We start from the raw sequence: 21,286 nt of genomic DNA, 5'->3' as shown, positions 1-21,286 counted from the left end.
GAGTTATGAGCGGCACTGAGCCTCAAGGATTCTTAAAACCGATTCGGGGATTGGGCAAAACTCAGTCTAGTCCCCCCTATCCCCTATGGGGAACAGAAGAGATCGTTATCGGGCGCGATCCCAGTTGCCAAATTGCCCTAGATGCCCATCAACAGACTATTGTTTCCCGCAAACATGCGGTGGTTCGTCGTTCACCAACCGGTAATTGGGAAATTTGTGACCTCGGTAGTGCCAATGGAACCTATATCAATCAAGCCCTGTTAAGGGGATGCCAGATCTTAAAGGATGGCGATCGCCTTATGCTAGGCATGAAAGGGCCAGAATTTGAAGTCGAACTGCGCTCTGCACCAGTTGTACCGACTCCAACTTTTGTTTCCTCTTCTGGGAGTCCTCAACCCGTTGTTACCCAGTCCGTTACCCTCACCCAACTGTTTCCGATCTTCTCCACTGGACAAGAATTAACCCGTAAAGCTTATCTGATCCCTGCTAGTTTAACCGCCCTAGTTGCCGTGTTGCTCTTTTTCCTCAGAGTCCCAGAACTGTTTAATCTGGTTCTAGGGGGATATTTAGCGGCGATCGCCTACACTTATATCTATCAACTCTGCGGCAAACATAAACCCTGGTGGCTATTGCTCGGATCGGCTCTCTGGACGCTCCTACTCGCCATTCCCCTGGTAGAACTGCTCGCTCCCCTGTTCTATCAAGGCCTGGCAGGATGGGCAACCGGAGACCAATTATTACCCACCTTAGCCCGTCAAACCCTAGGTACAGGACTCTTAGAAGAGCTGATCAAAGCCCTACCCATTTTCCTCGTTCTGTTGTGGGGTAAATTCCGCTTGGTTTCATCTCGCCAAACCTGGGGCGTGCGAGAACCCCTCGATGGGATCTTAATCGGTACAGCCTCGGCTGTGGGGTTTACTTTAATTGAAACCCTAGGCTTGTATGTGCCCTCCCAAATTCAAAGTATTGCTGCTACTTCTGGGGGCGATATGGGACAACTGGCAGGATTACAATTATTAATCCCTCGCATTCTTGGATCGGTTTCAGGGCATTTAGCCTATAGCGGCTATTTAGGCTATTTTATCGGCTTGAGTGTTCTTAAACCTAAGCAACGATGGCAAATTCTGGCCGTGGGTTATGGGAGTGCCGCCGTATTACACGGACTCTGGAATACCACGGGAACTTTTGTTGCTTCCCAAGTGTCTCTATTCGCTGGGTTGATCTGTTTAGCGGCGATTGGTGTATTATCCTATGCCTTCCTAGCTGCGGCGATTTTGAAAGCTCGTGCCCTATCTCCGACGCGATCGCAAAATTTTGCTACTCGGATTAAATAGGCAATTCACTGAACTCATCTCGATCTCGACAGGCGATCGCATAACGGGCGACAGCTAAGGTTAACCTTGCTTTTTCTAGTTCTGAAGAGGATTCCCAATCTAGGGTACTGGCTCTTTGCACCACCCGATCTAAAGCGTTTCTTTCTTCTCCTCCCCGCATGGCATAGGCAAAGGGACGAGCTAAGACTAAAAGATCATCTATATCCCACTGGGGTAAGCTCTCTTGCACACAATGGATTAACTGATCGGCGATCGAGGATGAAGAAGCCGTTAATTGCTCTGCCTTAGATGCAATGGCAGCCAAAACCTCCTGGGGAACCATCTGACTAAACTTAGCTTCTAACCGAGATTTTAAACCCCTGGCCGATACCGAGTTAGCAGACTCCCATAACCGATCTAGACTCTGATAAAATTGACTACATCCTTCATCTAAATAATCAACTAGGTCAGGGGTGTGAGTTCCCATAGAATTCTCTATTTCTGAGAAATAACACTCTGCCTCTGAATTTAAGGGATTCCACGGATACAGCCGCTCCTGATTCAATAATAGGATTTCAATCAGCTCTATATCTATGTGATAACCCGGATAGGAAAGATCTGAATTCATCTGTAATTGATCCGTCATAACACTTAAGCAATTCGACACTTGCATCTCAATGGCACAAGTAACTACAACTTAGCCATTTACCGTTCCGTAATCTCTGCGTGAAATTGCTTCTATAGATCTACCATAACGGATCGCTCTCAAGATTAACGGTGATCCGATCAGCTCCTGCGGGAACCCCACTAATACAAGCACAAAGGGTAGAGCGTCCCACAATTTCCACTTCGCAAGCATGACAAGACCCCATTAAACACCCTGTGGGGATCGTCACCCCAGCTCGTCGAGCGACTTCTAGCAAGGGTTCTCCGACTTGAGCTTCTACCGTCACCTCATCGGGCAAAAATTGCACGGCGATCGCCTTACCCATGATTTTCTCCTGAACTGCAAACCTGATGCCTTACGACAGAAGCGGCCGAACATTCAAATGTTCCGCTACTCGATCGCTGAGAATATCTAAAATCAATTCTCGCTGTTCCCGATAATTGGGAACCCCTGTAGGCAATGCTAACAAACCTCGCTGTTTACGCAACCGATTCAACCACATCCGTCGCCAAGGGCCATTATCAAAAATGCCATGTAAATAGGTTCCCCAAACCCCTTGGTTATCGCTGACAATTCCCAATTGAGGATCGTCAAACAAACAATGTTGAGCGCCACCAGAAATTAAGCTAGTCCGTCCTTGATGAATTTCAAAACCCGTAATGGGTAATCCTTCTTGAGGATAACAGGAAGTAACCGATCGCTGACGAGCCACTTTTTTCCCTAAAATCACCGTTTGAATAGGCAACAAATCTAAACCCGGATAGCGTCCCTCTTCCCCTTCCAAGCCTTCGGGATCGGCAATAATTTTACCCAACATTTGGAAGCCACCACAAATACCCAAGAGGGTTCCACCCCCGGCCACATAATCTTTTAACTCTTGAGCCATCCCACTTTTTCGCAAAGTCATCAAATCCGAAATTGTGGTTTTTGATCCGGGAATAATCACGGCATCGGGATATCCCAAATGGTCATAGGGACTCAGATACTGAAGCTTTACACTCGGTTCAGAATCTAGGGGATCGAAATCAGTAAAATTGGCAATATGGGGTAAGCGTAGCACGGCGATCGTTAGATCGGCTGAACCCTTAGAACTCCCCCCATCTCGCTCAAGCAAACTGAGAGAGTCTTCAGCCGGAAACGCCATATCTAACCAGGGAATCACCCCTAAAACCGGAATCCCTGTATACTTTTCTAACCATTCAATGCCCGATTGCAACAGGGAGCGCTGACCGCGAAACTTATTAATTACAATTCCCTTAATTAAACTGCGCTCTTCAGGATCGAGTAACTCTAAGGTTCCCACCACATGGGCAAATGCACCACCGCGATCGATATCAACCACCAAAAGAGTGACCGCATTTAAATGTTTAGCCACCCGCATGTTGGTTAAATCTCGATGTTTGAGATTAATTTCGGCTGGCGATCCTGCCCCTTCACAGACAACTAAATCAAACTCATAGGATAACTGCTCTAGGGATTGGGTGATGGCTTCCCATCCCCGATCGAAGTAATCTTTATAGTAGTTTTCGGCGCTCACTTGGCCAACCGCTTCCCCCCGTAAAATGACTTGGGAGGTCATATTGCCTTGGGGCTTAAGTAAGATGGGATTCATGGATACTTGGGGGGGAACTCCAGCGGCCCAAGCTTGTACGGCTTGGGCGTAGCCGATTTCTCCCCCAGTCGGGGTAACATAGGCATTTAAGGCCATGTTTTGGCCCTTAAAGGGGGTTAAATGCCAACCTTGCCGCGCTAAAATCCGACACAAAGCCGTACATAAGAGGGATTTTCCTGCGTGGGAGGTTGTTCCCACTACCATAATCGCTTTCATAGGAGATTGATGTTCATCGGGCGAGTGAGTGCTAAGGTTCTTTTCCAGGGTTATCGCAGAAACCAGGGAATCAGTTGGTGAATGCGGTTATAAAGGCGATCGCCAATAGAGGGAGCAGGAAGGATTCCGGTTTGCTTTTGCCAATGTTCAATCAGTTGACGGCCTAAGGGGGTGAGGCGAAATCGGTCGGTAATGCCTTGTCCATCGACTTCGCGACGTAAAATGCCGACCTGAATTAACCAGAGTAGGGCATCTTCAGCCGCGATTTCCGTGAGGGGAGCGTGGGTATAATTGGCTCTAAATCCGGCTTGAGTGGCGATCGCCGCTAAGGGGATACTACGGATTTTCAAGTCAGTAAACAATTTGAGTTGAAAGGGAGAACAGCGTAAGGCGCGATCGGCTCGCACCCAGGTTGGACTATGCTGCTCAGGAAGGGGAGAAGAGTGAACCAAGGACATAGACACAAGTGAGGACAAAGAAAAGAGTTTAGAGGGAATAACCGGTAAAAACTCATCCACCGCTTCTTCTAATCTAGCATGGCGCTTGAGGAGATTAGGAGGCGATCGCTACCAACATCATCTAACTGCGATCGCCATATTGTAAAATTAGCAAAGGAGTTCTTAAGTTAACGAGAAAATAATCTCTATGTCTTTATCTGTCGGCACAACGGCCCCAGCATTTACCGCCAAAGATACCCAGGGTAACTTGGTTTCCCTCTCTGATTTTGCTGGCAAAACCGTGGTTCTCTACTTCTATCCCAAGGATGATACTCCCGGATGTACCAAAGAAGCCAACAGCTTTAAGGACGCTTATGGGGAATATCAAGGTAAAGAAATTGCTGTCTTAGGGGTGAGCATGGATGATGAGGAATCTCACCAGAAGTTTACTGAAAAATATGGTTTAAACTTTCCCCTCTTGGCAGATACCGATGGCGCATTGACTAAAGCTTATGATGTCGAAGGCGGCGGTTATTCCAAGCGCGTCACCTATGTGATTGATGGTTCGGGAAAAATCATCAAAGTCTACGAAGGAGCTAACCTGAATACGGCCACCCATGCCCAAGATATTTTAGCTGAACTGAACCTTTAATTGTCCTACCCTTTCTCTAGGATGATATCCTTAATATCCCTGGAGAAAAAAGAATGGGGAATGGGGAACAGGAAAAACCCCATTCCCCCTATTCCCCTATTCCCCTATTCCCATAAAATATGCAATTTATCGATCAGGTTGAAGTCCAAGTTAAAGCCGGAGATGGTGGCGATGGCTTAGTGGCCTTCCGTCGGGAAAAGTATGTGCCGGCCGGTGGCCCTTCGGGTGGCAATGGTGGAAAAGGGGGATCGGTAATCGTCCGAGCAACAGAACGATTACAAACTTTATTGGATTTTCGCTACAAACATTTATTTCGAGCCGAAAATGGTAAGCGCGGTGGCCCGAATAATCGCACGGGAGCTAATGGCGAAGATCTCGTTTTAGAAGTGCCTTGTGGAACCATCATTACCAATTTAGAAACGGGAGAATGGGTTGGGGATCTAGTGGAAAATGAACAAACTCTAGTGATTGCTCAAGGGGGAAAAGGGGGATTAGGAAATCAACATTTTTTGAGTAATCGCAATCGCGCCCCGGATTATGCCCTGCCGGGTTTAGAAGGTGAGGAAGGACGGTTTCGCTTTGAGTTAAAACTGTTAGCAGATGTGGGGATTATTGGTTTACCCAATGCCGGAAAATCGACGTTTATTTCTGTGGTTTCAGCCGCTCAACCGAAAATTGCGGATTATCCATTTACGACCTTAGTTCCTAATTTAGGCGTGGTGCGGAAACCCACGGGAGATGGAACGGTGTTTGCTGATATTCCAGGGTTAATTGAAGGAGCAGCAGAAGGGATTGGCTTGGGTCATGATTTCCTCAGACATATTGAACGGACGCGGGTATTATTGCATCTGATTGATAGTACAGAACCGGATATTTTTGCGGTCTATCATACGATTCAACAAGAGTTGGTGGCCTATGGTAGGGGATTGGAAGAGCGCCCCCAAGTGATTGGTTTAAATAAGATGGATGCGGTGGATCGCAGTCAAGATTGGCAGGCGATCGCCGCTTCTCTGCAAGAATACACAGGTTTTCCTGTATTCCTTTTATCGGCTGCCACCCAAACCGGCACTCAAGAAATCTTACAAACCATTTGGCAAATTCTAGAGCGACAACCCCATCCCCTCCTAGAAGTTTAGATGCTTCTGTAAAGATCTCTTTTCCAGCTAAGAACCGAGATAAGCAGCTAATTCTTCTGAACCGCCAATATGTTCACCATCAATGAAGACTTGAGGAACGCTGGTTTTACCCGTGATGGCTTTGAGGGAACGGGTGGTGATGGCATCAGCTAGGGTGATTTCTTCATATTCTAAGCCTTTTTCTTTGAGCAAAGATTTGGCTTTGGCGCAGAAGGGACAGCCGACTTTTGTAAACAGAGAAATCATTTTCGGCTTGGTGGCGCTGGGATTAATGTATTTGAGCATGGTTTCTGCGTCGGAAACCTCGAAAGGATCACCGGGTTTTTCCGGTTCGATGAACATTTTTTCGATGGTTTTATCTTTGACGAGCATGGAGTAACGCCAAGAGCGTTGACCAAATCCTAGGTCTTGTTTGTCTACTAACATACCCATGCCAGCGCTGAAGTCTCCGTTACCATCAGGAATGAAGGTGATTTTGTCGGCTTTTTGATCTTTCGCCCATGCATCCATAACGAAGGTGTCGTTAACGGAAACGCAGATAATGTCATCGACTCCATTGGCTTTGAAAACATCCGCCAGTTCGTTATATCCGGGAACATGGGTGGAGGAGCAGGTGGGGGTGAATGCTCCGGGAAGGGAGAAGACAATCACGGTTTTTCCGGCAAGTAGTTCATCGGTGCTGATGTCTTTCCATTCGTTGTTGACACGAGCGCGGAAGTTGACGTTAGGTACGGTTTGACCTTCTTTGTTCTGCAACATAAGGGGTTAATCTCCTGATAGGGGTCTAAAACGAACTCGTTATGAATTTATCTTTTCCTTAGCATACTCATAACGACTTCGAGTTGTCAAGGAGAAAATTTTGGATCGCCAGTACCGCCATTCTTGTTAGATAATGGGAAAGTTGTGTTAATAATGAACTCTACTGAACGCTAGGAACCACCATGCGAACCCACTATTGCGGAGAATTACAAGGAAAAAACATTGGCGAGACGGTAACCCTGTGCGGTTGGGTCGATCGCCGTCGCGATCATGGTGGTGTAATTTTTCTAGATTTGCGCGATCGCAGTGGAATCGTACAAATTGTCAGCGATCCAGACCGGACACCAGATTCCTATAAACTAGCCGAAAAGCTGCGGAATGAATACGTGGTGCAAATTGAAGGACGAGTCACCCAGAGGCCAGAAGACTCACTGAACCCCAAAATTGCCACCGGAGAAATTGAGATTTACGCTGATAACATAGAGCTGCTCAACGGCATTAACCGGCAAATGCCCTTTCAGGTATCGAGCTATGAAGAAGAGGCAGTACGGGAAGATTTGCGGCTGAAATATCGCTATTTAGACTTAAGACGCGATCGCATGAGCCATAACCTAAAGCTCCGCCATCAAGTCGTAAAAGCTATCCGTCGCTACTTAGAAGACGAACAACACTTCATGGAAGTAGAAACCCCCATTCTCACCCGCTCCACCCCAGAAGGAGCAAGGGATTACCTAGTTCCCAGTCGGGTGAATCAGGGAGAATGGTATGCCCTGCCCCAATCCCCGCAACTGTTTAAACAACTGCTGATGGTATCCGGGTTTGACCGGTATTATCAGATCGCTCGCTGCTTCCGGGATGAAGACCTCCGAGCCGATCGCCAGCCCGAATTTACCCAACTAGACATGGAAATGAGCTTCATGTCGGAAGAAGACATCATTAACCTCAATGAAGGGTTGGTTTGTCACATCTTCAAAACCATTAAAAACATCGACATTCCCCGACCCTTCCCCCGCATCACCTACCAAGAATCCATGGCTCGCTATGGATGCGATCGCCCCGACACTCGCTTTGGACTGGAATTAGTCGATGTATCCGATGTCGTCAAAGATTGCGGATTTAAAGTCTTTTCCGGCGCTGTGTCCGCCGGTGGCTCGGTTAAAATTTTACCCATACCCAACGGCAACGATCGCATCTCTAATGTAGCCATTAAACCCGGTGGAGAACTATTCAAAGAAGCCACAGAAGCCGGAGCCAAAGGACTCGCCTATATCCGCGTCCGGGAAAATGGAGAAATCGATACCATTGGCGCGATCAAAGATAACCTCAGTGCCGAACAAAAACAGGAAATCCTGCAACGCACCGGAGCTGAAGCTGGCCATTTACTCCTGTTTGGAGCTGGGGATACGGCGACAGTAAACAAAACCCTAGACCGATTGCGGCAAGTGATTGGTAAACAAATGGGATTAATAGACGAAAACCAAATTAACCTAATTTGGGTCACCGAATTCCCCATGTTTGAATGGAACCCTGACGAAAAGCGCCTGGAAGCCTTGCATCACCCCTTCACAGCCCCCAACCCAGAAGACTTAGACGACATCAAAACCGCCCGCGCTAGAGCCTACGATCTCGTCTATAACGGTAACGAAATTGGCGGAGGAAGCCTGCGGATCTACCAGCGAGAGATTCAAGAAAAAGTGTTTGAGGCGATCGGACTCTCTCCCGAAGAGAGCCATAATAAATTTGGCTTTCTCCTAGAAGCCTTTGAATATGGCACTCCTCCCCATGGGGGAATTGCCTATGGCTTAGACCGGTTGGTTATGCTGTTAGCCGGTGAAGACTCCATCCGTGATGTGATCGCCTTCCCCAAAACCCAGGGAGCGCGCTGTTTGCTCACCGATGCTCCCGCAACTGTGGATATTCGCCAGTTGAAAGAACTTGCCGTAGCTTCTACCCACAAGCCCAAGGTAAAACAGGGGTAATTAGGATATAAAACTATGGTTCAATCAGAGAATTGGCAGGTAGGGTCTTTAGTGGCGATCGCCACCACCCCCCGATCGGCGTATCGTCTGTTTGCCATCACCGAGTCCCTAGGCGCAGTGCTGGTAGTCTCTCCGGCTTGCGCTCAAGCCTTATCCGCCGACACTAGCCTGGTTTATGAAATCTATCCAGAAACATTATCGGCATACTTGCCCCAGTTGTGGGCTAACCATCAAGGGTTGATCTTTGGGTTAGCGGTGGGGGCAGTGGTGCGCTTAATTAGTCCCCTATTGAATCATAAAAGCACCGATCCGGCGGTGGTGGTGGTGGATGAAACCGGAAATCATGTGATTAGTGTCTGTGGGGGACATCAGGGAGGAGCCGATCGCCTGACGCGATTAGTAGCGACCCAATTGGGCGCAACACCCATTATTACCGGTGCTTGTGATAGCCTCAACTTACCCGCCATTGATACCTTGGGTTTGCCCTTCGGATGGAGACGAGGAAGCGGAGACTGGACAGGAGTGAGCGCGGCGATCGCCCAGCAGCATTCTGTGCAAGTGATTCAAGATGCCGGATCGACCCTGTGGCAACAGCATCTTCCTAGCGATCATCCCTTTGAATTTGAGTTAGACTCTAGCAGCGCCGGGGCCAGAGTTTGGATCAGCGCCACCCAACGCCAGTTTACTTCTAAGGGAACCTTTCCCAAGGTGCAATGGCATCCGAGAGTATTATGGGTGGGGATCGGGTGCGAAAAAGGAACCGATGAGCGGGTGATTTCCGGAGCGCTGGAGCAGGTGTTAGGAGCGGCCCATTTAGCAGAAGGGGCGATCGCCGGTATTGCCACCCTCGACCGCAAAGCCGATGAGCAGGCTCTATTGGCTCTGTGTGAAGCCAAAAACTGGCCCCTGATCCCCTTCCCAGCCGAGGAGTTAAAGGGGGTTTCCGTGCCCAATCCCTCGGCGCTGGTAGCCGAAACCGTGGGCACACCCAGCGTCGCCGAAGCCGCCGCCCTGAAAGCCGCCGGGGTCTCTGAACTGGTGGTGAGCAAACAAATCTATCGCGTTCGGGACTTAGCCGGAGCAGTGACCGTGGCGATTGCCCAATCTCCCCAAGAATACATCCCTAGAACCGGTCAACTCTGGTTAGTCGGCATGGGGCCCGGAGCGCTGCAACAAATGACCCCAGCCGCCCAAACCGCCGTCATTCAGGCCGATGCCGTCTTAGGATACGAGTTATACTTAGACCTCATTTCCCCCCTGCGCCGTCCCGGTCAAATCATTGAACACTTCCCCATTACCCAAGAGCGGCAACGGGCCGAACGAGCCATAAAATTAGCTCAATGGGGATTAACCGTAGCTATGGTCTCCTCCGGAGATTGTGGCATTTATGGCATGGCGGGATTAGTTCTAGAAGAGTTACAAAACCAGGGTTGGGATGGCCAAATTCCCGGCGTACAAGTCTTCCCCGGAATTACAGCCCTACAAGCGGCGGCGGCACGGGTAGGAGCGCCCCTCATGCATGACTTTTGCGCCATTAGTTTAAGCGACCTATTAACCCCTTGGCCGGTGATTGAAAAGCGCTTGGTAGCTGCTGCCCAGGGAGATTTTGTTACCGCCATCTATAACCCCAAATCTCAGAAGCGCACCGAAGGAATTCGGCGATTGCAAGAAATCTTCCTCCAATATCGTCATCCCCAAACCCCCGTCGCCCTAGTACGCTGTGCCTATCGAGAAAACGAGCAAATTACCCTCACCACCTTAAAAGAATTTGCCCAACTTGACATTGATATGTTAACCACCATCTTAATCGGTAATCCCACCACCCGAATCCAAGGGTCATGGATGATTACCCCTAGGGGCTATTTTCTCTAATCGATCATCAATTTTAATGGGGTATTCATGAAAATTGTTATTCTAGATGCAGCGACTCTCGGTGATGTAAACCTGAGCGGATTAGAAAAATTCGGAACAGTCGAAACCTTTGCAACCACTCAACCCGAAGAAGTCCCGAACCGAATTAAAGGGGCTGAAATCATCATCACCAATAAAGTCATCCTTAATCGCCCCATTCTAGAAACCACCAACACTCTAAAACTCATTTGTGTGGCTGCGACTGGATACAATATTATCGACATTCAATGTGCAGCCGAACGGGGAATTACCGTTACTAATGCCGTCGGTTATTCAACCGAGAGTGTGGTGGCTCATACCTTTTCCATGCTCTTTTATCTCGCCCACCATTCCCGTTATTTTGACGATTATACTCGCAGTCGCCAATGGTGTAAAAGTCCCACATTTAACCATCTGGGAGAATCCTTTTCTGAACTCGCGGGTAAACAGTGGGGCATTATTGGCATGGGAACTATTGGTCGCCAAGTCGCTGATATTGCCCAAGCCTTTGGCTGTCAGGTTTCCTATTTTTCCACCAGCGGCCAAAATAGGGAACAACCCTTTGAATGCCTGAGTTTAGAGCAACTATTGCAACAATCCCAGATTATTTCAATTCATGCCCCATTAAACGAAAAAACAGCCAATCTTATCGATACACCGCAACTTCAACAAATGTCTTCTCAAGCTATTTTGCTCAATGTCAGTCGCGGAGGAATCGTCAATGAAGCCGCTTTAGCTTTAGCCTTGGATAATGGCGAAATTGCTGCCGCAGGTTTAGATGTATTGGCAAAAGAACCTCCAGAAGAAAATAATCCTCTCTTTCAGATCCAAAACCAAGATAGACTATTCATCACTCCCCATATCGCCTGGATTTCCAGAGAATCAAGAGCGCGATTAGTCACGGAAGTAGAGCAAAATATCGCAGCATTCCTTAAGGGTGAGAGCCGAAATCGGGTGATTTAGCTGCAATTTAGGCATAAGCAGGACTGACGGGGATCGAACCCATGGCCTAGCGCTTAGGAGGCGCTCGCTCTATCCAACTGAGCTACAGTCCCATTCGCCTCCCATTATACATAATTTTAGTCCACTCAGGGCATTAGCCCAAGGCGATAACAGCCTTTAAGCGCTCTACCACAAACTTGCGGTCTAAATAGGACAATAAACCCCCTGCTTTTGGCCCCCGTTCTTTCCCCAGGAAAGATTGGTAAATGGCAGGAAACGCTACATTAGGTTGAATGGATAACTCCTTAGTGGCGGAGAAAATTAAGGTTTGTAACTCCTCTCCCTCCCAATTTTCTGCCTGTTCCAGATGCGCGACCAATTGTTTAAGATAAGCCTTTTGTTCGTCAGATAATTGACTGGCTCCTGGGGGAATATGATCCCAATAAATGACTAACTTTTCTTCTTCATCAGCATAATCTTCAAGCCATTTCTTACCAACAGCAATTCGTTTTCGGATCTCTTGCCAATCCTTATCCGTCAGGGGAGGCATCCGTTTTTGAATCTCGTCTTCAATGTCTAACCCCGGAATTTGTAGCAAGGAAATTAAGGTACTCAGATCGAAGGGTTGATAGGGTTTAATTTCACTCCCTAACTGGGCATACAAGAGGGGCATTAAGTCCTTAGATAATTCGCCATCTTCTTCAGAACTTTGCCATTCTTGATATTTGCCCATTAAGGTATCATAATCCCGGAAAAGACGAGTGGTGGTTTCATAGTTAGGCGCAAAATTAATGACTGTTTTGGGAGGCGTTCTTAACATCAAAAACCGCAGCAGTTCAGCCGGTAATAAATCTGCCATATCTCTGGCACTGGAACCGACTCCTTTGGAGGAACTCATTTTTGTACCATTGACTAGAATGAATTCATAGGGAGAATGGAAAGGAGGCTGTTTTTTCAGCACTTTGCGGCAAATGGCATTGGCTACATCACGCGATCCGCCTTTTTGAGAATGGTCTTTTCCGGCTAATTCAATGGTGACTCCTAATAGATCCCATTTAGCCACCCATTCCACTTTCCAGGGTAATTTTCCGTTGCCATCAAAGGGAGAAACCCAACCGGAATGACCGCATCCTTCTACCCAGTCGGTGCTGTCGGGTTTGCAGGTATAAAAGACTTGTTCGCCGTTATAATCGGTGACGACGGTGGTGGCAATTTTACCGCACTTTTCACAGATGACTTGGAAAGGATACCAATCATCGGGTCGTTTGGCTTTGCTGACTTGTTCGTAGGCTTGGCGAATTAAGTGGGCGTTGTTTAAGAAGGTGTCAATATAGGGGTTCAGTTGTCCGGTGCGATAGAGGTCGCGCAGATAATAAATTTGCGGTTTTACGCCTAAATAGTCAAAGACTTGCAGAAATTCATCCATGAAGTATTTAGCCCAGTCGCTGGCGGTTTCTTCTGGGGAGGGAACATTGCAGAGGGGATAGCCGAGATAGGGGTTAAATTGCTCTGGGTTGAGATAGCGCGGAACCGTATCTAGGGCATCATAATCATCGACACCATAGAGAAATTTGACGGGTTTTTGGGCATGTTTTAAGGCACGATAGATGACATCATGAATAACGACTCCCCGTAGCGATCCGACGTGAACGCGACCGGATGGGGTTTTTGAGTCGTTGACAATTGGTTCGCCCTGTGCATCTTTTGCGATCTGATCTGCCCAAAACATAATGCGTTTTTATTTATCCACAATCTTTTGATTATAATATCAATGATTTGAAAAATCTAGGTTTTGAAGGTTTTGGGTTTTAATGTCGGTCTTCGTTACGGAATGGGTAAACTCACCACAAAGGTTGTACCTTGAGTCGCTTCGGGTGGATAGGCCGCTGGACTAAATACTTTGATGCTCCCCTGCATTTGTTCGGTTAAGTCTTTGGCGATCGCCAAACCCAAACCTGTTCCATGGATCTCTCCCTGGCTCTGAACCCCGCGATAATGGCGCTTAAAGACCTCGGTAATGTCTGCTGGGGGAATCCCTGGGCCAGTGTCGCTAATGGCAATTAACAGTTGATTTTGGGCGTTGTGAGCGGTCACTTGTAGGTAAAGGGTTCCTGGTGCTGGGGTGTACTTGATCCCATTTTCCAAGAGGTTATTTAAAACTTCCGTTAGCGCGGTGGGATCGACTTCAATTAGGGGTAAATGAGGGGGAATCTGACAAGTCAGATCGAGACCTTTCTCGGCGGCGATCGCCTCAATCGAAGGTAAAAGAGAAGCTAAAATCTCTTCAATAGCGCAAGATTCAAGCTTGAGGGAGATTTCCCCCAAAGAAGGCGGAAGCTGGGCTACAGGGGAAGGGGTTGCGCTCAACAGTCGCTGTTCTGAGGGCAGATCCCCATCGAGGCGCTTACTCGGTACTTCTAGGGCATCCATTGATTGGTTAAAATAGTGCAGCAAATCCTGGAGACGGGTTGTTTCACGGAGCATATTTTCGGCGATCGCCCGATTGGGATCGGCAGCAGGCAATCGTTTCAGTAGCAGTTTCCCAAATGTTCTCAGAGCGGTTAAGGGGTTGCGGAATTGATGGAGAAAATTATGGAACAGCTCATGGCGCTTGCTTTGTAGCTCGGTCTGCTGTTGATAGCGGTGTTCAGACCATTGTCCCCGTTGATCCAGCAAACAGGCGATCGCTAGAGTATTCGTAATTTGTTGAATCTGTTCTCGCTCTAATTCATTCCATTGCCGATCCTGGCGTTGCGTGACTAAAAAGCCCATCAACATTTTTTGTTTGACGAGCGGTAGAATCAATTGATGAGATTGGGGTAATACCTCAGACTCGGCTGATTCTAGCTTAGGATCGAGGGCATCGGGCAAAGAAAGGGCGAGTCCTTGCACGGGTTCCTCATAGGGAAGAAACGCGATCTCGGCCAACTCCTTCCAATGGGTCGGCCGATCCGGGTAAGCGGCGATCGGAATCAATTGGGTAAACGACCGGTCTAAATGGTGTTCCGTTAGATAAACTGCACTTAAAGATGCTCCCAAGCATTGGGTCAGCAAGGAGATTTGCGATCGACACAGTTCAATAAATTCCGAACTGGCAGGCCTTAACATGAGGAATAGAACTTAAGCAGGGACGTTAGGAATCCACAACATTAGAGACTTCAGTCCTACTAACATGCAATTCCTTTTTTCCTATTGTAATGGCTTAGGGGTTTTCAGGGGGTTTAACCTGGGATGCCTAGCGGGGATCTCCAGAGGGATCAAGCCCCTATGATTAGAGGATTTTGTGGATTTATCTTAAGACTGATTGATTTTTTTCATATAAACCGATATAATCTGCACGTATTTTGTAACCACAACTACATCTGTCTGCTAAAAGGGGAGGTAAGGACATTTGGCTAGGAGACGTAAGCGCAAAAGCCGTCGTCGTCAGGAAGGGCGACGCATCCTCGAACAAGTTCCTCAGTATAGCATTGAAAGCGGCGAAGATAAACCCGTGACAGCAGCTCGAAAATTCATTCGTGCCCAGGGGATTATCCCACCCGCTTTATTGTTGGTCAAGCGGAACGAGCATACCACAGATCGGTATTTCTGGGCAGAAAAAGGTTTATTTGGCGCTCAATATGTTGAGGAAAACCATTTTCTGTTTCCCAGTCTCAAACATCCCGATGACCTTCAACCCTCATCCATGCTACTGGGGACTCGCGTAACTGAAGCCAAATAAGTTGATACACCTTATCCGATCGGATAGCAGCGTGTCAAGCTTCAGGTCAATCAGAGATCTGATGGGGCGGAGTTCTTGCTCGAACTCTGCCTCACTCAGAGAGGAAAGACTGCAAGGCTTTCTCGAATTCAGCCAGTTCATCTCGGTGCGCTTTAACAGCAATTAGGTTTTGGGCTGTTGGGGTGGGCGGATCTAGGGGCTGAACTTGCAGTTCCACTTGTTCGGTGCGATAAGCACCCTTCCAGTAAAACAGACCCGCACCAGGGGCAAGCAAGACTCCCATCCACAGGATCGGGGGAAAATCAGGCCAGAGGGTGGAAAAAACCAGATTAGCACAAAGAAGGCCCAGGGCAGCTAAAAAAGAGAGAAAGATGGCCAAAAACCAACTCGGTTGAACGGTTCCTTCTAGGGTAATTTTTTGGGTTTGACTCTCTAGAGCAGTAACATGATAGGCTCGACGGTCAAAATAGTCTTGCAGTTGGGGAAGCAGTTCTTCTTCGGTGGAGTTAGTCATGAACGTCATTTCTTCCGTTCGCGGTTTAACCGATGCTTTGATAAAGAAAAAGAGACCGATACACAACAGCAGGGTCAGAATCAGTAGGGGGATTAAGGCAGGATTTTCGCCGATCATGTCAGGGTTTAAACTATAGAAGACGTTTTTAGTATTTTACGACGGTCTTATGAAGGTTAAAGATATCGGGGAACAGGGGCTTTTGCAGCGTCTCTTCCGATTTTGTGCTGCCCATCGGGTGGGAGATGATGGGGCAGTGGTGGATCTAGATTCAGGATACCGCATGGTGGTAACCACAGATGTATTGGTCGATGGAGTCCATTTTAGCGATCGCACCACGCCTCCCCATGCTGTAGGATGGCGAGCAGTGGCCGCGAATTTATCGGATTTAGCGGCGATGGGGGCTTCTCCTATTGGGATCACTGTGGGGTTAAGTTTGACCGGGGAGACTGATGTGGAGTGGGTAGAGTCCCTTTATGAAGGGATGAGTGACGGTTTACAACCCTATGAGACTCCGATTATAGGGGGCGATGTGGTGCGATCGCCCGTTATTGCCCTCAGTATTACGGCTTTGGGACAAGTAGAACCCCACCATCTCTGTCAGCGCCATACCGGAAAACCAGGGGATCAGATTGTCGTTACCGGGGTTCATGGAGCCTCCCGTGCTGGATTAGAATGTTTGTTAAACCCAGAATGGTCTACTGCACTATCGCCAGGCGATCGCCAACGGTTAATTAAAGCTCATCAATATCCCCAACCCCGTCTTGATGTTTTACCTCTCCTCTGGGATTTAAATCCTCAACGAATCGCCGGAATGGATAGTAGTGATGGGTTAGCTGATGCCTTAGAGCAACTTTGCCGCGCCAGTGGCGTAGGTGCTAGGATTCATCTCCAGCAAATTCCCACTGCTCACGGCTTAACGGCTGTCCTTTCTGAAGCACAAATTCGCCATTGGGCATTATATGGGGGAGAAGATTTTGAGTTAGTGTTGTGTCTTGCTCCAGAAGTGGCTCATCCTTTGGTGGAGAAACTGGGAGAAGATGCTGCTATCATCGGAGAACTGATTTTTGGCGATCGCATTGAACTTTTAGATGATTCAGCCCCAGAAGATAAACAAAACCCCAACTCGACCTTAGATCGAAATTGGGGCTTCCAACATTTTAATTCAGTTATGGAGTCGATGAGCGATTGAGGGAATGTTTCTAGGCTTGCCAGTTCTTAGCTACCACTTCAGCCAGATCCACAACACGCTGAGAATATCCCCACTCATTGTCATACCAGGCAATCACTTTTACCATATCGCCATCCATGACCATCGTTAAGCTGGCATCCACAATAGAAGAGGCATCATGACCCCGATAGTCACAAGAAACCAAGGGGAGATCGCTGTATTCCAGAATTCCTTTCAGGGGGCCTTCAGCCGCTTCTTGCAGCACTTCGTTAACCTCTTCTACAAAGGTCTTTTTCTCCACTTGAACCACTAAATCCACAACGGATACATTGGGAGTGGGAACCCGCATCGCAATACCATTGAGTTTTCCTTTTAATTCAGGAATCACTAACGCTACTGCTTTAGCTGCTCCAGTCGAGGTAGGAACAATATTCAAAGCTGCCGCTCTAGCACGACGCACATCCCGGTGGGAAGCATCCAATAGGCGTTGGTCACCCGTATAACTATGGGTGGTCGTCATGGTTCCCTTGATAATGCCAAAGCTCTCATGGAGAACTTTAGCAAACGGAGCTAAACAGTTGGTCGTACAACTGGCATTACTAACGATTTTATAATCTTCATGCCGATACTCAGCATCGTTAACCCCAACCACAAAAGTTCCGATACCACCTCCCTTTCCAGGAGCGGTAATCAGAACTTTTTTCGCACCTGCTTCTAAATGTTTTGATGCCCCTTCTTCGGTAACAAATACACCCGTCGATTCAATAATTAAATCAACTCCCCATTCTGCCCAGGGTAAGTTTAGGGGGTTGCGATCGGAAACACATTTAACGGTTTTACCATTGACCGTTATGGAGTTTTCGTCTGCCGATATCTCTGCGCTAAATGTACCCAACATGGAGTCATATTTAAGCAAATGAGCGTTTGTTCTGGGATCGGAAGTATCATTAATACCTACAACTTCCAGGTTGCTGTTCTCTCTGCCTGCCCAGCACCGCATGAAGTTCCGTCCAATCCGACCAAAACCATTAATTGCTACTCTAATCACTTCGTCTTGCCCTCTATTTCTTCAACCAAGTATTTTTAAGCAAATGCTGAATGTTTATTTTGACCTTAACTCGACTGGCAAACGACCTATCGAGTTTAATTGCTCTACAGAACTCGCTCCCATCTTCCTGAATCTTAATGGACAGTTATTTACCGCTTGACCCCTCCCAAATTGTAGAAAAAGCTACGGCTTTGGGGTTGACCTAGCGGCGATCGCCCTCAAGGGAACAAGGAAGTCCACCTCATGATTCAGGGTTAACTTCAATGGAGCATGGCCTGGGTGAACCAGCCTCTGCTGTTTCTCCTCTAAATTCCAGAAAACTTTCCAGAATCGAGTTGGCTTCCTGAGCATAAGGAAGCATGTTCAATCTGAAGATACCATAAAAGGGAACCGAGTTCTTTACCCAATCTGGTTTAATTTCTGCTAGGGGGTCAAGAGCGCCAGGCGACAGAAGATAAAAAGTGATGAATTATATCACAAAAATCACAAAAATCAAAACCGATCTATGGTGTTGATAGACCTCGATCGGGGAAGGCAAACCGAGGAGGATTTTCATCAACCGATCTGGGGATTTTGTGGCATAGTATTGCCATGCAAGCAAATGCTGCAATATGATATCGCGTGTTATTGGTGTGGTGTGTGAGGAAAAAAATGCTAAGTCCAATAGACTTTGGCGGCAAACCCTTCCATTTTATAGGGATAGGTGGGATTGGGATGTCCGCTTTAGCGTACATATTAGCGAAACGAAATCTACCGGTGTCTGGCTCAGATATTCGTCTATCCCATATTACCGAACGCTTACAGGATTTAGGGACTCGGATTTTTGGCTCTCAAGAGGGCAAAAATTTGGAGATCTATCATCAGTTAGCCCATCCTAACCCAGAGGAAGAAAACCCAAGCTCCACAGCTTTGAAGACAGCTCACCTGCAACCGGCCCAGCATTTACCTCAAGTCATTTGCTCAACGGCCATCAACACCAATAACGCAGAATATAGAGCTGCTCTAGAATTAGGCTGTCCTATCTTTCATCGCTCAGATGTTCTCGCTGCCCTGATCCAAGACTATCGCAGTGTAGCGGTGGCCGGAACCCATGGTAAAACAACTACCAGTAGCTTAATCGGTTATCTCTTACTTAGAGCCGCGTTAGACCCCACCATTATTATTGGGGGTGAAGTCAATGCTTGGGAGGGTAATGCTCGATTTGGCCAAGGAGAATTTTTAGTAGCAGAAGCAGATGAATCTGACGGTTCTCTGGTTAAATTAGCAGCAGAAATTGGGGTAATTACCAATATAGAGTTAGATCACCCCGATCACTATCAAAGTCTCGATCAGGTGATTGAAACCTTTGAAATATTTAAGAAACAGTGTAAAACATTAGTGGGATGCATCGATTGCCCAACCGTGCGCGATCGCATTCATCCAACGATTACCTATAGTTTAGATGTAGAGTCAGGGGCAGCGTATAGCGTCGATCGGGTTGTTTATACCTCCCAAGGAACCCAAGCCAGGGTATGGGAGTGGGGCCAGGTGTTAGGAAATATCGAAATTTCCCTCTTGGGTCAGCACAATCTGAGCAACGCACTGGCGGCGATCGCCGTAGGTCGCCATTTAGGAATCGAATTTTCCACCATTCAGGAGGCCTTATCCTCCTTTGAGGGAGCCAAGCGGCGCTTTGAATACCGAGGAGAATTTAATGGCAGTATACTCATTGATGACTATGCTCACCATCCCAGTGAAATCCAAGCTACTTTAGCCGCAGCCAGCCTAAGAGCTAAAGACCAGCGCGTGATAGCTATCTTCCAACCCCACCGCTATAGTCGAACCCAAATGTTTTTGACCGAATTTGCCCAATCCTTCGGACAAGCGAATCAAGTCGTGGTAACAGATATCTATAGTGCCGGTGAAGCGAATGTAGAAGATCTTCAGGGTGAAACGGTAGCTGAAGTAATCCATGAATATCACGATTGGGTCTGCTATCAACCCACCCTCAAAGACGTTGAAGATTACTTGGTGACCACTTTAAAGCCTGGAGATTATGCTGTTTTTCTAGGAGCAGGGAACTTAAACCAAATTATTCCCAAGCTTACCTCTCGTTCAGCCTAATCCCTCACTTGCTTCCCACCCCCTCCACCTGCCCATACACCATTGATCAAAACCAATGACAATTTCCTACGATCCCCCTAGACTCAAAAGTGCTTGCGGCCTCACTCAGATTGCCTCTGAAAGCATGAAGCTTAAACCGACGGAGGTGACCAGTCAGCCCAGTATGATTCAAGCTCAGGTATCCTTAGCTGGATTAACCTCATTTCGGGTAGGTGGGCCAGCTCAATGGTATGCAGCGCCTCAAAATGAATCGGAATTACTCACCTGTCTCGCTTGGGCGAATGCCAAATCCTTGCCCATAACGGTAATTGGGGCAGGATCAAATCTGTTAATCAGTGATGAAGGATTACCTGGACTGGTAATCGGCACGCGCAATGTGAGAGGCCTAGAGTATGATGACCGCACGGCACAAGTAAAGGCCGATGCGGGGGTATCCTTGGCCTATTTAGCCCGCCAAGTGGCTCGCCGGGGGTGGTCTGGTCTGGAATGGGCGATCGGGATTCCGGGAACTGTTGGGGGCGCTGTGGTGATGAATGCTGGGGCGCACAAAAGCTGTATGGCGGATGTCCTCATGGATATTCAAGTGATATCGGGTAATGGAATTCACCAAACTTTAACCAATATAGACTTGGAATATGGTTATCGGTCTTCTATCCTCCAAGGGTCTAACTATACGGTTACTCAGGCTCGATTTCAACTAACACCGACCCACGATCCCCAAAGAGTCATAGCCACTACCAATACCCATCTTCATCAACGTCACGCTACCCAACCCTATCATCTACCCAGTTGTGGTAGTGTATTCCGCAATCCTGAACCTGAAAAAGCTGCCCGATTAATTGAAAAAGCTGGGTTAAAGGGCTATAAAATTGGGGATGCCCAGGTTTCTGAACTCCATGCTAACTTTATTCTCAACTGCGGCCATGCCAAAGCCAGTGATATTTATCAGTTGATTCACAAAGTTCAGGAACAGGTGGCTCGGCGATGGTCAATCCAATTGAGACCGGAAGTCAAAATTTTAGGGAACTTTAACCTATAATGTCAGAAACTCCAGTGAGGCTTTTGGAACCGAGCTGGAGTTTTTCAAGCAGTTTTGGTTGTGCCTGAGCCAACTGTGGGTAAAATAGCG

General features: G+C 47.7%; 20 protein-coding genes and 1 tRNA gene. 10 read left to right on the top strand and 11 right to left on the bottom strand.

The features are described 5' to 3' along the window. The first annotated feature begins 5 nt into the window (after nt 1–5). On the top strand, nt 6–1,334 hold the full coding sequence (locus tag AC3FZD_RS01175) for a PrsW family glutamic-type intramembrane protease (RefSeq protein ID WP_488738374.1): 1,329 nt from the start codon (nt 6–8) through the stop codon (nt 1,332–1,334). Here the strand turns inward: AC3FZD_RS01175 and AC3FZD_RS01170 are convergent. The 4 genes from AC3FZD_RS01170 to AC3FZD_RS01155 form a co-directional block, all read right to left on the bottom strand. Beyond that, the gene (locus AC3FZD_RS01170) at nt 1,327–1,959 is read right to left on the bottom strand and encodes a hypothetical protein (protein WP_488738373.1); all 633 of its coding nucleotides are present in this window, start codon (nt 1,957–1,959) and stop codon (nt 1,327–1,329) included. The genes AC3FZD_RS01175 and AC3FZD_RS01170 overlap by 8 nt on opposite strands. A 100-nt stretch (nt 1,960–2,059) precedes the next feature. Next, on the bottom strand, nt 2,060–2,305 hold the full coding sequence (locus AC3FZD_RS01165) for a 2Fe-2S iron-sulfur cluster-binding protein (protein WP_488738372.1): 246 nt from the start codon (nt 2,303–2,305) through the stop codon (nt 2,060–2,062). Nucleotides 2,306–2,335: 30 nt separating this feature from the next. Further along, complete coding sequence (gene cobQ, locus AC3FZD_RS01160; RefSeq protein ID WP_488738371.1) at nt 2,336–3,808, bottom strand: cobyric acid synthase CobQ; 1,473 nt, start codon at nt 3,806–3,808, stop codon at nt 2,336–2,338. 50 nt (nt 3,809–3,858) lie between these two features. Beyond that, nucleotides 3,859–4,266: an Npun_F0494 family protein gene (locus tag AC3FZD_RS01155; RefSeq protein ID WP_488738370.1), complete on the bottom strand. Its 408-nt coding sequence runs from the start codon at nt 4,264–4,266 to the stop codon at nt 3,859–3,861. Between the two features lie 187 nt (nt 4,267–4,453). Between AC3FZD_RS01155 and AC3FZD_RS01150 the strand changes: the two genes are divergently transcribed. Beyond that, entirely contained in the window at nt 4,454–4,897 is a 444-nt protein-coding gene (locus AC3FZD_RS01150; protein ID WP_488738369.1) for a peroxiredoxin, read from the top strand. Between the two features lie 119 nt (nt 4,898–5,016). After that, on the top strand, nt 5,017–6,033 hold the full coding sequence (obgE, locus tag AC3FZD_RS01145; RefSeq protein WP_488738368.1) for a GTPase ObgE: 1,017 nt from the start codon (nt 5,017–5,019) through the stop codon (nt 6,031–6,033). A gap of 27 nt (nt 6,034–6,060) precedes the next feature. On the opposite strand, the gene AC3FZD_RS01140 is transcribed toward obgE, so the two are convergent. Continuing rightward, a complete protein-coding gene (locus tag AC3FZD_RS01140) occupies nt 6,061–6,792 on the bottom strand; it encodes a glutathione peroxidase (protein ID WP_488738367.1) in 732 nt (243 codons plus the stop codon). A 182-nt stretch (nt 6,793–6,974) separates the two neighbouring features. On the opposite strand from AC3FZD_RS01140, the gene aspS reads away from it, so the two are divergent. From aspS to AC3FZD_RS01125, 3 genes are read left to right on the top strand one after another with little or no spacing between them, the layout of a single operon-like run. Beyond that, nucleotides 6,975–8,771: an aspartate--tRNA ligase gene (aspS, locus tag AC3FZD_RS01135; protein WP_488738366.1), complete on the top strand. Its 1,797-nt coding sequence runs from the start codon at nt 6,975–6,977 to the stop codon at nt 8,769–8,771. Nucleotides 8,772–8,786: 15 nt separating this feature from the next. Further along, a complete protein-coding gene (cobJ, locus tag AC3FZD_RS01130) occupies nt 8,787–10,643 on the top strand; it encodes a precorrin-3B C(17)-methyltransferase (protein WP_488738365.1) in 1,857 nt (618 codons plus the stop codon). 27 nt (nt 10,644–10,670) lie between these two features. Beyond that, the gene (locus AC3FZD_RS01125; RefSeq protein WP_488738364.1) at nt 10,671–11,624 is read left to right on the top strand and encodes a D-2-hydroxyacid dehydrogenase; all 954 of its coding nucleotides are present in this window, start codon (nt 10,671–10,673) and stop codon (nt 11,622–11,624) included. A gap of 18 nt (nt 11,625–11,642) precedes the next feature. Here AC3FZD_RS01125 and AC3FZD_RS01120 read toward each other — a convergent pair. The 3 genes from AC3FZD_RS01120 to AC3FZD_RS01110 all read right to left on the bottom strand — a co-directional run bounded on the left by AC3FZD_RS01120 (nt 11,643) and on the right by AC3FZD_RS01110 (nt 14,711). Next, a tRNA-Arg gene (locus tag AC3FZD_RS01120) sits at nt 11,643–11,716 on the bottom strand. 41 nt (nt 11,717–11,757) lie between these two features. Continuing rightward, the gene (lysS, locus tag AC3FZD_RS01115) at nt 11,758–13,332 is read right to left on the bottom strand and encodes a lysine--tRNA ligase (protein ID WP_488738363.1); all 1,575 of its coding nucleotides are present in this window, start codon (nt 13,330–13,332) and stop codon (nt 11,758–11,760) included. Between the two features lie 95 nt (nt 13,333–13,427). Continuing rightward, a complete protein-coding gene (locus AC3FZD_RS01110) occupies nt 13,428–14,711 on the bottom strand; it encodes a GAF domain-containing sensor histidine kinase (RefSeq protein WP_488738362.1) in 1,284 nt (427 codons plus the stop codon). A 283-nt stretch (nt 14,712–14,994) separates the two neighbouring features. Here AC3FZD_RS01110 and AC3FZD_RS01105 point away from each other — a divergent pair, with 283 nt between their 5' ends. Beyond that, entirely contained in the window at nt 14,995–15,324 is a 330-nt protein-coding gene (locus tag AC3FZD_RS01105; RefSeq protein ID WP_488738361.1) for a DUF3155 domain-containing protein, read from the top strand. Between the two features lie 91 nt (nt 15,325–15,415). On the opposite strand, the gene AC3FZD_RS01100 is transcribed toward AC3FZD_RS01105, so the two are convergent. After that, on the bottom strand, nt 15,416–15,955 hold the full coding sequence (locus tag AC3FZD_RS01100; RefSeq protein ID WP_488738360.1) for a cofactor assembly of complex C subunit B: 540 nt from the start codon (nt 15,953–15,955) through the stop codon (nt 15,416–15,418). A gap of 49 nt (nt 15,956–16,004) precedes the next feature. On the opposite strand from AC3FZD_RS01100, the gene thiL reads away from it, so the two are divergent. Beyond that, complete coding sequence (gene thiL, locus AC3FZD_RS01095) at nt 16,005–17,027, top strand: thiamine-phosphate kinase (protein WP_488738359.1); 1,023 nt, start codon at nt 16,005–16,007, stop codon at nt 17,025–17,027. A gap of 10 nt (nt 17,028–17,037) precedes the next feature. Here the strand turns inward: thiL and AC3FZD_RS01090 are convergent, their stop codons facing one another. Beyond that, nucleotides 17,038–18,054: a type I glyceraldehyde-3-phosphate dehydrogenase gene (locus tag AC3FZD_RS01090; RefSeq protein ID WP_488738358.1), complete on the bottom strand. Its 1,017-nt coding sequence runs from the start codon at nt 18,052–18,054 to the stop codon at nt 17,038–17,040. A gap of 183 nt (nt 18,055–18,237) precedes the next feature. Then, complete coding sequence (locus AC3FZD_RS01085; RefSeq protein WP_488738357.1) at nt 18,238–18,405, bottom strand: hypothetical protein; 168 nt, start codon at nt 18,403–18,405, stop codon at nt 18,238–18,240. A gap of 300 nt (nt 18,406–18,705) precedes the next feature. Here AC3FZD_RS01085 and murC point away from each other — a divergent pair, with 300 nt between their 5' ends. Together murC and murB are read left to right on the top strand one after the other, a co-directional pair. Continuing rightward, nucleotides 18,706–20,157 (top strand): UDP-N-acetylmuramate--L-alanine ligase, encoded by a 1,452-nt coding sequence (murC, locus tag AC3FZD_RS01080; RefSeq protein WP_488738356.1) that lies wholly within the window; start codon nt 18,706–18,708, stop codon nt 20,155–20,157. A gap of 55 nt (nt 20,158–20,212) precedes the next feature. After that, entirely contained in the window at nt 20,213–21,196 is a 984-nt protein-coding gene (gene murB, locus AC3FZD_RS01075; protein ID WP_488738355.1) for a UDP-N-acetylmuramate dehydrogenase, read from the top strand. Nucleotides 21,197–21,286 lie beyond the last annotated feature (90 nt).

It is taken from the genome of Roseofilum sp. KMC-1 (assembly GCF_057802075.1).
Note: the sequence above shows the minus strand (reverse complement) of the source record. Positions and strands in the feature narration are given on the sequence as shown.